The organism is Bartonella sp. AC10YNML (genome assembly GCF_042196825.1).
Lineage (GTDB): Bacteria > Pseudomonadota > Alphaproteobacteria > Rhizobiales > Rhizobiaceae > Bartonella.
On record NZ_JBHIRA010000007.1, the window covers coordinates 20,325 to 35,823 of the forward strand.

General features: G+C 37.0%; 16 protein-coding genes. 7 read left to right on the plus strand and 9 right to left on the minus strand.

Annotation, left to right across the window (positions count from 1 at the left end; genetic code table 11):
- Window positions 1-4 precede the first annotated feature (4 nt).
- Together ACFINA_RS05025 and ACFINA_RS05030 are read right to left on the minus strand one after the other, a co-directional pair.
- On the minus strand, window positions 5-1,306 hold the full coding sequence (locus ACFINA_RS05025; protein WP_375606902.1) for a dihydroorotase: 1,302 nt from the start codon (window positions 1,304-1,306) through the stop codon (window positions 5-7).
- Window positions 1,303-2,268 carry an aspartate carbamoyltransferase catalytic subunit gene (locus ACFINA_RS05030; RefSeq protein ID WP_375608348.1) on the minus strand — a complete coding sequence of 322 codons (966 nt, stop codon included), beginning with the start codon at window positions 2,266-2,268 and terminating at the stop codon, window positions 1,303-1,305. Before ACFINA_RS05030 ends, ACFINA_RS05025 begins: the two co-directional genes overlap by 4 nt.
- 125 nt (window positions 2,269-2,393) lie before the next feature.
- On the opposite strand from ACFINA_RS05030, the gene ACFINA_RS05035 reads away from it, so the two are divergent.
- Window positions 2,394-4,013 (plus strand): acyl-CoA dehydrogenase family protein, encoded by a 1,620-nt coding sequence (locus ACFINA_RS05035; RefSeq protein WP_375615174.1) that lies wholly within the window; start codon window positions 2,394-2,396, stop codon window positions 4,011-4,013.
- Here ACFINA_RS05035 and ruvX read toward each other — a convergent pair.
- Window positions 3,998-4,477, minus strand: a complete 480-nt coding sequence (ruvX, locus tag ACFINA_RS05040; RefSeq protein ID WP_375606899.1) for a Holliday junction resolvase RuvX — start codon at window positions 4,475-4,477, stop codon at window positions 3,998-4,000. The two genes, ACFINA_RS05035 and ruvX, sit on opposite strands and share 16 nt — an antisense overlap.
- A 147-nt stretch (window positions 4,478-4,624) precedes the next feature.
- Between ruvX and gatC the strand changes: the two genes are divergently transcribed.
- Together gatC and gatA are read left to right on the plus strand one after the other, a co-directional pair.
- Window positions 4,625-4,912: an Asp-tRNA(Asn)/Glu-tRNA(Gln) amidotransferase subunit GatC gene (gene gatC, locus ACFINA_RS05045; protein WP_375606898.1), complete on the plus strand. Its 288-nt coding sequence runs from the start codon at window positions 4,625-4,627 to the stop codon at window positions 4,910-4,912.
- Between the two features lie 31 nt (window positions 4,913-4,943).
- Window positions 4,944-6,431, plus strand: a complete 1,488-nt coding sequence (gene gatA / locus ACFINA_RS05050; protein ID WP_375606897.1) for an Asp-tRNA(Asn)/Glu-tRNA(Gln) amidotransferase subunit GatA — start codon at window positions 4,944-4,946, stop codon at window positions 6,429-6,431.
- Window positions 6,432-6,519: 88 nt separating this feature from the next.
- Here the strand turns inward: gatA and ACFINA_RS05055 are convergent, their stop codons facing one another.
- The 5 genes from ACFINA_RS05055 to ACFINA_RS05075 all read right to left on the minus strand — a co-directional run bounded on the left by ACFINA_RS05055 (window position 6,520) and on the right by ACFINA_RS05075 (window position 11,377).
- Window positions 6,520-7,230 carry an ABC transporter ATP-binding protein gene (locus ACFINA_RS05055; protein ID WP_375606896.1) on the minus strand — a complete coding sequence of 237 codons (711 nt, stop codon included), beginning with the start codon at window positions 7,228-7,230 and terminating at the stop codon, window positions 6,520-6,522.
- Window positions 7,217-7,999: an ABC transporter ATP-binding protein gene (locus ACFINA_RS05060; RefSeq protein WP_375606895.1), complete on the minus strand. Its 783-nt coding sequence runs from the start codon at window positions 7,997-7,999 to the stop codon at window positions 7,217-7,219. Before ACFINA_RS05060 ends, ACFINA_RS05055 begins: the two co-directional genes overlap by 14 nt.
- Window positions 7,996-9,054 carry a branched-chain amino acid ABC transporter permease gene (locus tag ACFINA_RS05065; protein WP_375606894.1) on the minus strand — a complete coding sequence of 353 codons (1,059 nt, stop codon included), beginning with the start codon at window positions 9,052-9,054 and terminating at the stop codon, window positions 7,996-7,998. The genes ACFINA_RS05060 and ACFINA_RS05065 overlap by 4 nt, the downstream gene beginning before the upstream one ends.
- A complete protein-coding gene (locus tag ACFINA_RS05070) occupies window positions 9,054-10,130 on the minus strand; it encodes a branched-chain amino acid ABC transporter permease (protein ID WP_375606893.1) in 1,077 nt (358 codons plus the stop codon). Before ACFINA_RS05070 ends, ACFINA_RS05065 begins: the two co-directional genes overlap by 1 nt.
- Window positions 10,131-10,243: 113 nt before the next feature.
- Window positions 10,244-11,377: an ABC transporter substrate-binding protein gene (locus ACFINA_RS05075; RefSeq protein ID WP_375606892.1), complete on the minus strand. Its 1,134-nt coding sequence runs from the start codon at window positions 11,375-11,377 to the stop codon at window positions 10,244-10,246.
- A gap of 325 nt (window positions 11,378-11,702) precedes the next feature.
- On the opposite strand from ACFINA_RS05075, the gene ACFINA_RS05080 reads away from it, so the two are divergent.
- The 4 genes from ACFINA_RS05080 to ACFINA_RS05095 all read left to right on the plus strand — a co-directional run bounded on the left by ACFINA_RS05080 (window position 11,703) and on the right by ACFINA_RS05095 (window position 14,644).
- Complete coding sequence (locus tag ACFINA_RS05080) at window positions 11,703-12,278, plus strand: cold-shock protein (RefSeq protein ID WP_375606891.1); 576 nt, start codon at window positions 11,703-11,705, stop codon at window positions 12,276-12,278.
- 262 nt (window positions 12,279-12,540) lie between these two features.
- The gene (locus ACFINA_RS05085) at window positions 12,541-13,053 is read left to right on the plus strand and encodes a DUF192 domain-containing protein (RefSeq protein WP_375614117.1); all 513 of its coding nucleotides are present in this window, start codon (window positions 12,541-12,543) and stop codon (window positions 13,051-13,053) included.
- Window positions 13,050-13,823: an alpha/beta fold hydrolase gene (locus ACFINA_RS05090; RefSeq protein WP_375608351.1), complete on the plus strand. Its 774-nt coding sequence runs from the start codon at window positions 13,050-13,052 to the stop codon at window positions 13,821-13,823. The genes ACFINA_RS05085 and ACFINA_RS05090 overlap by 4 nt, the downstream gene beginning before the upstream one ends.
- A 608-nt stretch (window positions 13,824-14,431) precedes the next feature.
- Window positions 14,432-14,644, plus strand: coding sequence for a DUF3126 family protein (locus ACFINA_RS05095; protein WP_375606888.1), 213 nt, complete (start codon window positions 14,432-14,434; stop codon window positions 14,642-14,644).
- Window positions 14,645-14,689: 45 nt separating this feature from the next.
- Here the strand turns inward: ACFINA_RS05095 and radC are convergent, their stop codons facing one another.
- The gene (gene radC, locus ACFINA_RS05100) at window positions 14,690-15,484 is read right to left on the minus strand and encodes a DNA repair protein RadC (protein ID WP_375606887.1); all 795 of its coding nucleotides are present in this window, start codon (window positions 15,482-15,484) and stop codon (window positions 14,690-14,692) included.
- Window positions 15,485-15,499 lie beyond the last annotated feature (15 nt).

A 15,499-nucleotide genomic window follows, 5' to 3' on the forward strand; every position in this document is an offset into this window, starting at 1 on the left:
CTCATTAAGTTTGTTGATCAAGTTTAAAAACGTTTTTCCCTTTCACAAAAGTCTGGAGCACGCGTCCTTGAAAACGTGCATTCTCAAAAGGGGTATTTTTTGAATGTGAATAGAGCTTCTCTTTTGAAACAACCCATGGTTCTTCAAGATCAACCACAATAAGGTCTGCATGAGTACCTTTTTTGAGTGTTCCTGCATTGAGTCCAAAGAGCTTTGCAGGCGCCGTTGACAAAAGTTCCGTTATCCGTAGAAGAGATAAGCTCTCATCATGATAGAGGCGTAAAGCTGCGCTCAATAAGGTCTCCATACCAATAGCGCCAACTGCCGCGTCATTAAATGGTAAATGTTTTTTGTCAATACTCTGAGGATCATGAGAAGAGACAACAACATCTATAGTCCCATCCTTTATTGCTTCAATCATTGCTATACGGTCTTCTTCTGTACGCAATGGGGGCATTAAGCGAAAAGAGGTGCGATATTCACCAATGTCATTTTCATTGAAAGATAAATGATTAATAGATACACCCGCTGAAATTTTCTCACTGCGTTTTTTACCTAAACGAAGTGCATCAGCAGAGAGTGCTGTCGATATTTGAGCAGCATGATAGCGTGTTTGCGTTAATACTGCTAATCGCAGATCTCTTTCAAGTGGGATAACTTCTGCTTCGCGTGGGATGCCAGAAAGACCAAGCCAACTGGCAAGCAGTCCTTCATTCATCACACCTTGCCCTGTAAGATCTTTATCTTGCGTTTCATGCATCAATGGAACATCAAAATCGCGTGCATAACTCATTGCCCGTCGCATAACAGATGAATTTTGAAGTGTTTTTTTTCCTTCACTAAAAGCAACAGCCCCTGCATCCTTGAGCAAACCAAATTCAGTTATTTCTTGTCCATTGAAACCTTGTGTGATGGCAGCAACAGGATAAATATTGACCGATGACATTTCCTGTGCTGTATGCGTAATAAATTTAATCAGAGCAATATTATCAATGACTGGGTGCGTGTCTGGCATCATCAAAAAGGAAGTAATACCACCTGCTGCGGCCGCTTGACTTGCTGATGCAATTGTTTCACAATGTTCATTCCCTAATTCTCCAACAAAAACGCGCGCATCAACAAGTCCAGGGAGAATTGCTTTGTTTTGTGCGTTAATAACTTCTGCTTCTTCAGGAAATCCTTGATTCAGAGCCTCTTTTCCAGCGGCTATAATTCGTCCATTTTCAATAATAACTGTACCAATTTCATCGATTGCGCGCGAAGGATCAATAATACGAGCATTTTGAAAAACAACTGGTTTTATCATTTTTTTTCTCCACTGATCTTTGCGCGTGAATCTAATAGAGCCTCCATGACAGCCATACGCACTGCAATTCCCATTTCTACTTGTGTATGAATCATACTTTGTGGTCCATCTGCTATATCGGATGCAATCTCCACACCACGGTTTATTGGTCCAGGGTGCAGAATAATAGAATCATTTTTGGCATAGGCTAAATTTTCTTTATGTAAGCCAAAATAATGGAAATATTCACGCGTAGAAGGAATAAAAGATCCTGTCATCCGTTCATGCTGTAAGCGCAACATCATGATAACGTCAGCATTTTTAAGACCTTCTTTCATCGTGTTAAAAACCTCAACACTCATATGAGCGATTTCTGCGGGTAAGAGTGTTGAAGGAGCAACAGCACGAACACGAGCACCCAAAGCATTGAGACACAGGATATTGGAACGGGCAACACGTGAGTGTAAGATATCTCCGCAAATCGCAACAGTTAATCCTTCAATACGACCTTTTGTCCTTTTAATGGTTAGAGCATCTAATAAAGCTTGGGTTGGATGTTCATGAGCACCATCACCTGCATTAATAACACAACAATCAACTTTTTGTGCTAATAAAGCTGCCGCTCCTGCACTGTTATGGCGAAAAACCAGTATATCTGGCTTCATCGCATTGAGAGTTATAGCTGTATCAAGTAATGTTTCTCCTTTTTTTACAGATGAGTTGCCGATCGCAAGACTCATCACGTGTGCACCTAGCCTTTTACCCGCTAATTCAAAAGAAGATTGTGTTCGCGTAGAGGCTTCAAAAAAGAGATTAATTTGAGTCCGTCCATGCAAAGTAGATTTTATTTTATCAATTTTGTTAGAAAGGATAACATTTGCTTCTGCACGATCAAGCAATGTATTAAGATCTTGTACACTTAGATCTTTAATAGCTAAAAGATGTTGATGAGGGAAAAGTGGAAAAAAATTATCTTGCATCATAGCATTCTTCTTTATCTCTCTCTAAACAGGTTAAACAAGCATTTGTTTGAATATGATAAATGTTTCTTAACTCTAAAAAGACAAATAGTCTATGATATGAATGATTTGAATGTAGGAATATACCTATGAGTGCTGTATCTGCGCAAAATACTCGTCGAAAAAATACATTTCTTAGCGATACGCTTATGTTTCGTATTGCTTCTACTTTGCCTAAGTTTTTGTTAGCAAGTTTTGAAGAAATAGGGGATTTTGCCGCGAGTCGAGAAGCATGGAAACTTTCTTGCTTAGCGAATCATTATAAGCCTTTACTATGCTATAATGATGAATGGGGGCAACCAACAGAAAGATTAGAGATCCATTCTTCCTATCAAGCTCTTCAACAATATTCTAGACAAGCAGGTTTGGTTACCTCGCTTTGGGAAAATACGAGCTCAGAAAATGGAGTACGCTATCAAGCGCGTGCGATTCGTTTAGCTTTATCTGCTGGTTTAGAAACAGGACATTTGAATGAAGTTATCATAACGAGTGCAGCTATTGCTGTTTTAATTAGTGATATTGAGCTCTTCAAAAAATGGCAACATGTCCTTTTATCACGCCAATATGATTCCTCATCAAAGCCTATTCATAATAAAAAGGCTGCTTCTCTAACTTGTGCATTTGACGATATTGAAAAATACGCTTTCAATTTTCCAAGTGTTAAGAAAATTTCTTTCGATGAAAGTATGGAACGTGATCTATATCGTTTAAATGTTGTAAAAACCAACGTTATTAATCCTACCGCTGACGGATATCTTGTTAGTGCAGATTTAGATGGTCATTTAAGTTGTTTTTTTATTCCACGCATACAAGAAAATGGCGCATTAAATGGATCTATATCGATTCGTCATTTAATTCAGCGTTCTGGAGAACTTTTAACACCAGAGGGGGTTGTCGACTTCCAAGGCAGTTATGGCTGGCTTTTGGGAAATGCTGGAGAAGGGCTTAAAGTTATTAAAGATATCGAGACGATGATGCGTTTCGATCAATCTGTCATATCGGCAGGTGTTTTACGAGCGGCTCTTCAATTTGGTATGGATTTTTTCCGGAAAAAAATGCCCAATCAGCCTTTACCTCCACTGACAGAACGTATTTTTGCAGATATTGCATTAGATATAGCTGCCTCACAAGCATTGGTTTTGCGTTTAGCAAGAGCATTTGACAATGCAGCAAATGACCGTTCTGAAGCAGCTTTTGCCCGCATTATGACACCTATTATTGCTTATCATGTAAGTCAATTGGTTGTGCCTATTATTGGTGAAATTATTGCACAACTTGGTATTGAAAGTTTTATAGAGAATAATCCATTATCACAAATGTTGCATAATGGGCCTGCGCGAATTGTGAGAAATAGTTCTGCTAATCAATTGGTAAAGGATGCCATTCTTATTGGTGAAAAAGCACCGGGATTGTTTCAGAAATTGTTGGAAAAAATTGCTCTTGATATTGGACCAGCGGGACCCCGAGCAATTGAAATTATTAAATCAGCAGGTGATATGGCATCAGCAAATGAAGGTGCAGGAAGATTTTTTGTTGAACAAGTAGCTTATGCAGCAGCAGCAGCAGCATTACGTTCTACGGACATAGAACATGTTGCGAATGCCTATATGGAAAGCCGCCTTGGGGGACAATGGAGATCTTCTTACGGGATGCTCATTGCGCGATATAATGCAGGGCATTTGCTCAATGTCCTCTATCCTTCCATATGATGAAAGTTTTGAATTCTATTGAGAGCACCTTGCAATATAAAAGCGGCGGCTGCCGAATCAATACGGCTTACTCTTTTAGCGCGCGATACATTCATTTCTAAAAGAGACCGTTCTGCAGCAATTGTTGATAAACGTTCGTCCCAAAAAACAAATGGAATTTTTGTATAAGCTTTCATATTGCTCACAAAAGCTCTGGTTGCTTGAACACGAGAGCCACTGCTTCCATTCATGTTAAGAGGTAAACCAATGATAATAACACCTACATTTTCACGGTCAAAAATTTTAATAAGTGTGTAAGCATCTTCTGTAAATTTTTTTCGCTGTAATACAGGACGCGGATTTGAGACAATCAACCCCCTATCAGAAATCGCAATTCCGATCGTTTTTGTCCCTAAATCTAAGCCTGCTATCGTTTGTCTAGGCAAAAGATGTGTTATAACTTCATCTATATTAATAACAGTCATAAAGGTATAATACGTTTTTTAATGTTTCAGATCTATAGTTATATTCTTTATTCATGTTATCTAATATTCTTGCACTTACAAGTGCAGCCTTGTATAGCCAGAATAAAGATCAATAAATAAACAAAAAAGCAGAAAGGCGTAAAGAGTATGTCTGTTGATCAAGAGACAGTCAAGCGGATAGCACATTTAGCAAGGATTGCTCTCCACGATGATGAGATAGAACCTGTGACAAAAAAATTCAATGCTATTTTAGGTTTTGTAGAGCAATTGAATGAAGTTGATGTCAGTGGAGTTGAGCCATTAACTTCTGTGATGCCGATGACTCTACGAATGCGTGAAGATAGTGTTACAGATGGCGATAAAGCAGCAGATATTGTAGCCAATGCCCCTGTTACAGAAGAAAATTTTTTTCTTGTCTCAAAAATTGTTGAGTAACTTTTTATATTTTTGAAATTTGAGAACCAATATGACTGATTTAACAACTCTCACAATTGCGCAAGCTCGTGATGCTTTAATAAAGAAAAATCTCAAAGCAACAGAATTAACGGAAGCTTATTTACAAGCAATAGAATCAGCTAATCCAATTTTGAATGCTTATGTAACAATAACAGCAGAACAGGCAATGAAAATGGCTGCTGAATCAGACAGTCGCTTAGCGAGAGGGCAGGAAGGGCTTTTGGAAGGAATTCCCTTGGGGATTAAAGATCTTTTTGCAACCTATGGTGTTCATACTCAAGCCTGTTCAAATATCCTTGATGGTTTTAAACCGCACTATGAATCAACTGTCACGGCTAATTTATGGCAAGATGGTGCTGTGATGTTAGGAAAACTTAATATGGATGAGTTTGCTATGGGCTCATCCAACGAGACATCATATTATGGTCCCGTTATTAATCCATGGAGAAAAAAAGGCTCGAATGAAAAACTCGTACCAGGTGGTTCTTCAGGTGGTTCTGCGGCCGCTGTTGCGGCACAAATTTGTGCTGGTGCAACAGCAACCGATACAGGTGGCTCAATACGTCAACCCGCAGCTTTTACTGGAACTGTAGGAATAAAGCCAACTTATGGACGTTGTTCGCGATGGGGCGTTGTTGCGTTTGCTTCATCTCTTGATCAAGCTGGACCTGTTGCTAGAGATGTTCGTGATTGTGCTATTTTACTAAGATCAATGGCCTCTTTTGATGAAAAAGATTCTACTTCCGTCAATTTACCAGTTCCTGATTATGAAAGTTATCTTGGTCAATCAATCAAAGGAATGAAAATCGGTATTCCAAAAGAATATCATGTAGATGGAATGTCTCCAGAAATTATTGAGCTTTGGCAAAAAGGAATAAATTGGTTAAAAGAAGCAGGTGCTGAGATTAAAGATATTTCTTTGCCCCATACAAAATATGCTCTACCTTCTTATTACATTATCGCTCCTGCAGAAGCCTCTTCTAATTTAGCGCGTTATGATGGTGTGCGTTTTGGTTTGCGCATGCCTGGAAAAGACATCATTGAGATGTATGAAAATACGCGTTCTGTTGGTTTTGGAGATGAAGTCAAACGGCGCATTCTGGTTGGAACTTATGTTCTTTCATCTGGGTATTATGATGCCTGTTATTTAAGAGCTCAAAAAGTAAGAACACTCGTAAAGCGTGATTTTGACCAATGTTTTGCTTCAGGCATTGATGCTATTTTGACACCAGCAACACCAACACCTGCTTTTGGTATTGCTGATGAAAAAATAAAAAATGATGCTGTCGCAATGTATCTTAATGATATTTTTACGGTACCAGTTAATATGGCTGGTTTACCAGGAATTTCTGTTCCTGCTGGTCTGTCATCAAATGGTTTACCGTTAGGACTGCAATTGATTGGTAAACCTTTTTCTGAGGAAGTTATTTTTCAGATAGCGCACATTATTGAACAAGCAGCAGGAGTATACTGTGCAGAAAAATGGTGGATATCATAGTTAAGCACAAAAAAGCATTTCTCATTAAATAGAGAGATGCTTTTTTAAAAGGAGGAGGGGAGAACTTTATTTTCTTAATTTGTAGCCTTTATCCACCAAGATAGGCTTCTTTAACACGTGGATCAGAAAGCATAGCTTTACCTTCACCGTGAAATAAAATATGCCCTACCTCTAAAATATAAGCATAGTCAGCTATGGAAAGTGCAGCAAATGCATTTTGCTCAATAAGAAGAACAGTTTTTCCCATATCATTAATTTTTCGGATAATTGAAAAAATCTCCCGAACGAGAAGGGGCGCTAATCCCAACGACGGTTCATCTAATATGACCATATCAGGATTGCTCATGAGTGCGCGGCCTACAGCAACCATTTGTTGTTCCCCACCTGACATTGTTCCTCCCAACTGTTTTGATCTTTCACGTAGGCGCGGAAAAAGATCAAATATCCATTCAATATCACGAGAAATTCCCTGTTTATCATGACGGATATAAGCACCTAGATGGAGATTCTCTAAAACAGTGAGATGAGGCATAATACGACGCCCTTCAGGACTGAGAGCAATCCCTAAACGCAAAATCTCTTCTGGTGACTTTTTAATAATTGATTTGCCATTATAGGTAATTTCCCCATACACAGAGCGATTAAGTCCTGTAATAGAACGTACAATACTGCTTTTTCCTGCACCATTGGCGCCAATTAAAGTGACAATACTTCCTTTTTTTATGGACATAGAAAGATCTTGGACAGCTTTAATGGCACCATAATGAACGTGAAGATTTTTTATTTTAAGAATATCCATACACATCTCCGCCAAGATAAGCTTCAATAACTTTAGGGTTATTACGAATTTCATCTGGTGTACCATTGGCAATGCAACAGCCATGTTCCATGACTAAAATATGTTGGCAAAGTCCCATAACCACTTTCATATCATGCTCGATAAGAAGAATTGTAAGATCAAAGTCTTTTTGCACTTTTGTTATAAATTCTTTAAGATCTTCGCTTTCTTGTGGATTCATGCCAGCAACAGGTTCATCAAGAAGAAGCAATTTGGGCTTTGTGGCTAACGCACGTGCAATTTCTAGACGTCGCTGCACACCATAAGGTAAAGCTGTTGCCGATTGATTGGCAAGGTGATCAAGTTGTAGCCGTTCAAGAAGCTCCATGGAGTTTTTATAAATTTCTTTTTTTTCTTTCATTGCTTTTGAAAAAAATAGAGCTGAAGAAAACCAAGGATATTTTTGTCGAACATGCGCCCCCACCATAACATTTTGCAAAACCGTTAACCCTGAAAAAAGACGAATATTTTGAAATGTTCGGGCGATATGGCGTCTGCAGATAATATAAGGAGGTGCTCCAGAAATTTTTTGCTCATCAAAAAGAATGATACCGCTCGTAGGGGCATAAAATCCCGAAATCATATTGAAAACTGTTGTTTTTCCAGCACCATTGGGACCAATTAATCCAGTAATACTTCCTCGTTTAATTGCCATATTAATATTATTTACAGCAACTAATCCGCCAAAACGCATGACGATCTCGTTGAGTGAAAGGATGGTGTCGTTCATAGATTTCCCTCAGTATTAGAAAGTTTTTTGCGTATCAGAAAGCTATAAATTCCATTCCATGAGAATTCACGTTGTCCCATCAAGCCTTTTCTCCAAAACAAGATAATTACCAGCAATAAAAGAGAAAAAACAACCATACGAAGTCCTGGTGTTTCTGGAATATGTATAAAACCTAAGTCAAATGGACTTTCAATAATACGAAGCCATTCAAGCATAACTGTAATAACAATGCTACCAATAATACTCCCTGTAATTGAACCCAAACCACCAGCAACAACAATCATCAAAATATTAAAAGTGAGAAGAAAATTAAACATTTTGGGATCAATGGTTGAAATAAGAGCAGCCATTAATGCTCCACCTATACCTGCAAAAAACGCTCCAACAGTAAAAGAAAAACTACGGTAGAAAAAAGCGTTAATTCCCATAGTTTTCGCAGCTATTTCATCATCACGAATAGCACGTAATACATTACCAGTATTGCTTCGCAGTAAGAGAACAATAAAGAGAACTGTGAATGCTAGCCAACCATAGTTCCACCATAATGTTGCATTTTGAGGTATTCCTTTGATTCCTAAAGAGCCATTTGTGAGCGATGTTGCATTTGTAATGACAATGCGGATAATTTCTGCAAAACCCAATGTTGCAATTCCAAGATAATCACCACCAAGACGCAATATTGGCAAAGCAATCAATAAACCTACAACTGCGGCACACAAACCACTTACAACAACAGCAATGAAAAAAGGTAATTGCAGATGATACAATGGTTCAGCGATAGGCTCAAGAATCCACATCATCTCTTTTTGTTCAGGAGAAAGCAGTAAAATTGCGCAGACATAAGCACCAATAGCCATAAAGCCAGCATGTCCAAGAGAAAACATACCTGTAAAACCATAAATCAAATTAAGCGAAATTGCCAGTATCGCATTAATAGCAATCAGATTTATGATACGAAGCGTATAGTCATTAAAATGGCTATCAGCATAAAATAAAAAACCTATGAGAACTAAAACACTTATACACGATAAAATAGTTGTCACTGACTTTGCCATTAGATTTTCTCCTGACTTTTTTTACCCATTAATCCTGTGGGCAATATCAATAAAATCAGAATCAATAAAATGAAAGCGAAGGCATCTCGATATCCAGATAGCGCGGGGAAAAATGCGATAATCATAATTTCAATAAACCCTAATAACAATCCTCCCAACATTGCTCCTGGTATCGAACCAATCCCTCCGATAACAGCAGCGATAAATGCTTTGAGACCAGGAAGAACGCCCATATAAGGCTGAATTTGAGGATAGCGCAAAGACCACATAATGCCTGATATAGCGGCAAGTGCTGAGCCTATTCCAAATGTAAATGCAATGACTTTATTAACAGATACACCCATCAAACGCGTCGTTTCAATATCATGGGAGATTGCACGCATAGCAAGACCCGGTTTCGTTTTATGGATAATCCATAACAGTAATACAATAAGAATTAATGACACAACGGGAACAATCAGAGACATAGGAGCAATTCTAATGATACCATCTGCGTCTGATCCTAGATGCCATAAAAATGGTGTTACAAGAAAATCTGGTTGTTTTACACCTTTCGGAATACCACTAAAGAGTACAGTAGCAAGATTTTCAATAAAAAAAGAAACACCGATCGCACCGATCAATGCCGAGATACGTGGAGCATGGCGTAGAGGTTTATAGGCAAGTTGATCAACAGTAACACCCACTGCACTTGTAATAAAAATGGAAAAACAAAGCGCTAAAACCCAAATCGGAGTGAAATCCTGTGGAGAAATTTTAAAGTAATAAACAAACCCTAAAGCAAGAATTAAAAAAACAGCAATCCAATAAATTGGAGGACGCCTTTTAAACCCTACAAAGACCGAATAATAAACAAGAGCAGCGAGGAACAAAAGAAGAAGGGCTGCCCAAGCAGGCATAAAGCCAATTGTGGAAAAGAAAACAAAATATGCTCCCAGCATAAAAATATCACCGTGAGCAAAATTAATGAGTCTCAGTATACCGTAGACCATAGTATAACCAATAGCGATAAGTCCATAAAGAGATCCCAATGCCAGTGCATTAAAAAAATACTGGATGAACATTTCAGTGCTCATCTCTCATCCTTCCACATTTGTTAATTTACATAAGTCAACAAGAAACCTTTAAGTTTTTGGTTGAGAAAAGCTCCTCAACCAATTCTTGTATTTTCATTAGTAAAACTTCTTAATTAAAAAGCAGGTTTAACTTCTTCTAAATAAACACGTTTTCCATCCTGTATTTTAATGATACCAATAGGAATTTTAGGATTATGATTTTCATCCATGGACATATCACCAAAGGGGGTTGGAAAATCTTTTAATTTGCTAAGTGCGATAGTAATTTTTTCACGATCAGCGCTACCTGCATTTTCAATAGCCTTCATAAACATCATATAACTCGTGTACCCTAAAACAGAATTGATATTTGGCTCTTTGTCAGGGTAAGCTTCTCTCCATTCTTTTGTGAATTCTTGCGCAGCTACTGACATATTTGGCATATCCTCACTATAGGGAAGTGTTGTATGTAAGAAACCTTCTGCCGCTTTTCCTGCAATCGTAATGGTTTCTGGATTATCCATAGCATCTCCACCCATAATTTGAAACTTCGCTCCTAATTCTCGTGCTTGTTTCATGATGATAGCACCTTCAGAAAAATAAGATGGAATGAATAAAATATCAGGTTTTTGTGCAATAATTTGCGTAAGAACAGCTGAAAAATCCTGATCTCCGGAATTATAGTTTAAATTTGAGATAACTTCACCACCTAATTTTTTGAAAGCACGTGTAAAATAACTTGCAAGACCAATAGCATAATCGTTTGAAATATCTTTGAGGATAGCAGCTTTTTTTGCGTGTAAAGTTTGGCTTACATAAGTTGCGATTCCTACTCCTTGATAGGAATCAATAAAGCAAGCGCGAAAGTAATATTTTTTACCCTGTGTAACAAGGGGACTCGTTGAGGACGTTGCAATGGTTGGAGTCTTTGCTTTTTCAGATATTTCACCACCTGCCAACGAAAGCGAAGAGCCATAGCTGCCAATGATTCCACTCACTTTTTCACTTGCTGTTAAACGCATAACAGCATTAGCTGCTTCTACTTTATCAGACTTATTATCAATAATAACAAGTTCCACTTTACGGCCTAAAATTTCTGGAACTTTTTTATGGGCTAATTCTATACCTCTAATTTCAAGCTGACCTCCAAATGCATTTTGACCACTTAATGGAAGATAAACACCAATTTTGATAGGTTCACTTGCATACACATTTGCTGTAAATGCCATGAATGCTGTGATTGTTGTAAGGATTTTTTTCAATTGCATGCGCATTTTCCTTAATTGAATTGTCGTTTTTGCACCTTATATTGAACTTCTTCATCATGCAAGTTACACATTAATGAAAATATCATTATGTAAAAAAACCTTTTATATGATCTCTTTTGTAGGGCATTCTTTGTAAGATATATAAAGCGTACAATCAAATAGTTTTATAAATATTCATGTTGATATTCTCTGATGTTAACATAGAAGATACGACAATATGGGGAAATCTTATCTTGGGACTTGCGTGTTGGTACAAGAGCAATGTTTACTTAAACTTAGAGAATCAATATCGTACAATTTATAAAAGCTACAGGATCACGTTATTATGACGAGTAAGGATGCATTAAAGGATTGTTCCCTATCTGAGGAGAGTATAGGTGCTTGTGGAGAGATTATTGAAATAAGTGGTGTCATTAAGTGGTTTGATGGTAGTAAGGGGTATGGATTTATTGTACCTGATTTACCTCATTTTCCCGATATATTATTGCATGTTACAGTAATGCGACGGGATGGTTTTCAAACAGCGATGGAAGGAGCTAAAGTTATTTGTGCTGTGGAAAAAACTGAACGAGGATTAAAGTGCGTTCAGGTGAAATCCATAGATTGTTCTTCAGCTGTTCACCCATCAGAAGTTCCAGCCCGTACCCATGTTGTTGTGACTCCAGAAAGTGGCCTAGAACGTGCAATTGTTAAATGGTTTAATCGTGATAAAGGTTTCGGTTTTCTTAGCCGTGGACAAGGAACAGAAGATATTTTTATTCATATGGAGACGTTGCGTCGTTTTGGTTTAGCAGAGCTTCGTTCGGGCCAAGTTGTTCTTGTGCGTTTTGGAAAAGGGGAAAAAGGTTTAATGACAGCAGAAATTTATCCAGATATAGGTATTCCTTTTTCTACGCATTAAATTATTGTGCATTGAATTTCACTAGTAAAATCAGTATGTTTTCTGTGTTTTTTAAAGGTGATTATTGCATAAAAAGCTAGAGAGGTAAATATATTTCAAGAAAATATGACTCTCGTGAATCGATAAACCAAATGGAAAAATTGCGCCTATTGTGTTGAGAAAAAATAGAGAAAAACAATGAAACAGCTCTCTTTTTTTTTGATTTTTTAGCACTTTTTATTTTAGAAACAAAGTTTGAAATTTTTCTGTGGTGGAAACAAGAATGTTAAAGCCTTTTAAAAAAGAGCATATCATTTTATTGGCGATACTTTTTATGTTAAACGTGCATGTTGTTTTAGCAAAGAAGCCCATAGAGATTCCCGTTCATCCAATTCCTTTAGAAATACATACAAAGCAAGGTGCGATTTATTATAAGGTAGAGCTTGCTTTTACACCATCTCAAGCAGCAGCTGGTTTAATGTATCGGACTGATTTTCCACGCGATCGTGCAATGCTCTTTAAGCAGCAAAAAGGTTATCTATCGGGAGATGAGCAGAAGTTTTTTATGTGGATGGCAAATACACCTTTACCTTTAGATATGATTTTTTTAAACTCTGAGGGAATTATTGTATCGATTATTGAAAATACTTCTCCATTTTCAACAAACACTATTTCCTCAGGAGTTCCTGCAGCTTTTGCACTTGAAATTAATGCTGGTGAAGTTTCTGAAAAACAGATACAAAAAGGGCAACGTGTTATTCATCCTGTACTTTGTGGAAAGTGCAATAAAAAATGACCGCTGAAGATATTCGTTTTTTTGAATATGATGGTTTGCGATTTGCTTATCGAGAAGAAGGGCAAGGCGCTCCTGTTTTGTTGATCCATGGTTTTGGATCTTCTGCACGGGTGAATTGGTATGCGACAGGTTGGTTTCGTATTCTCACGGAAGCAGGATATCGTGTTATTGCTCTTGATAATCGCGGTCACGGAGATTCAGTTAAAAGTTATGATCCTGCTTTTTATACACCTCAAGCTATGGCTGGTGATGCGATAAAGTTACTACAGCATTTAGAGTTATCTAAAGCCCATGTTATGGGATATTCTATGGGAGCTCGTATTAGTGCTTTTATGGCTCTTTTGCATCCAACATATGTGAACAGCGTTATTTTTGGTGGTTTAGGTATTGGTATGGTAACGGGAGCAGGAAATTGGGAGCCTGTGGCTGAAGCTCTTTTAGCGGAAGATATTTCTACCATTACCAATACGCGCGGTTTAATGTTCCGTAAATTTGCTGATCAAACGAAAAGCGATAGACGTGCTCTGGCTGCTTGTATTATCACATCAAAACAGGAGTTAACGGCATCTGAAATTTACAAAATCGAACAACCTGCACTTGTTGCCGTTGGTTCATTAGATGAAATTGGTGGCGCTGCAGAGCCATTAGCAGCCTTGTTGCCTTATGGTGAAGCTTTATCAATTCCTGGTCGTGATCATATGCTTGCTGTAGGCGATAAAGTTTATAAAAAAGGAGTTATCGATTTTCTTTCTCGTTATCCTATAAAATAAGCATTCTTCATAGGTTTTAGTATTTACAAAAATACCTAATATTCTTCTATATAAACTGAAAGCTTATTTAAAAATTTCCCATTATGAAATGAATTCTTATAAAAATGGAGAGAAAAATGAACTCTTATTAGCTTATTTTGTATATTTTTTAGAGATGTAATTCTTCTAAGGTTAGACAATATCTACTTTAAAAAGTCGTTAAAAAGAATTATTTTTTAATGATATAATAATGTTTTTTGCTAAAAACTGTAGCTTTAAATAAAAAAGTTTTGTTCTTTGAATTTTTTATAGAAGGAATAAAACTATAAATGGTTGATCAATTTTTCTCCCGAATAGGAATCTGTAAATGCAGATGCTAAAATTAGAAATAAAGTAAAATTATTAAAAATATACAATTTTCTGCCGTTTTTTAATTTATACGGGTATATTTAATAATGAGGATTCCTTTTGTAGAAGTTTTTTATGAATGTATAAAAAGCAGTGTAAATATATGTAATATTAAGTGAATATTCAGATTAAGCTTTTTTACTAACTTTATAGAATCATAGGTGTGTCTTATTTGCATGACACGCAATTGTTTTAATTGTCTCAAAAAATAGGAGAGTATAGTGAATGCTGATGAAATAAAAAAACTTAATAATTATTTAAAAAATATATTCCAAAACTCAGCATTGCACGTCAAAGCACGGCCTAAGAAAGATGATTCTTGTGAGGTTTATATGGGAGATGAGTTTTTAGGTATTATTTATCGAGATGAAGATGAAGATGAGCTGTCCTATAATTTTTCAATGGCTATATTAGATATTGATTTAGAAAATTGATTCGTTATTCATTGTTGAATGAAGCCTTTTTTCATCCTATAAGGTTTATATAAGCTTTAATGCTTTAAAGCTCGTGTGGTTATTTCGTGCGATAATAAGGTGATCGTGGATAGTAATGCCTAATGCATTTGCTGCGTCTTTTAATCTGTATGTCATTGTTATATCTGCGTCAGATGGTGTGGAATCGCCAGAAGGGTGATTGTGGACTAAAATCAATCCTGATGCGGATAACTCTAAAGCTCGAGAAATAACTTCACGAGGATACACAGGGGTATGATCAATAGTTCCAGTTTGTTGCACCTCATCAGCAAGTAAGCCGTTTTTCTTATCAAGAAATAAAATACGAAATTGTTCACGGGTTTCGTGAGCCATAACAGCTTTACAATAAGCTAACACTTTATCCCATGATGAAAAAATATCGCGTTTAAATAATTGTGCACGAGCAAGACGTCCAGCAACATCTGAGATAATTTTTAAATCAATTGCAGTTGCGGGACCACATCCTTGAACTTCTTGAAGTCGGTGAATATCAGCTCCCAATACATCAGCTAATGAACCAAAACGTGCTATCAAATTTTTAGCTATGGGTTTTGTATTTGCGCGGGGGATTGTGCGAAAAAGCAATAATTCAAGATATTCATAATCTTCAATTGCATTTCCTTTTGACTTTAAATAGCGTTTCCGAAGACGTTCACGATGTCCTTGATAATGTTTATGAAGCTGTGTGTTTTTCTCAGGCTCTTTACTTTTTCTTTCAGATACTGGGATGAGTGGAAAACTTGATGTTAATGCAAAGTGATTACTTTGAATATCTTCCTTTTGATTTAATTTTTTAGCCATAACATCTCTACAGTG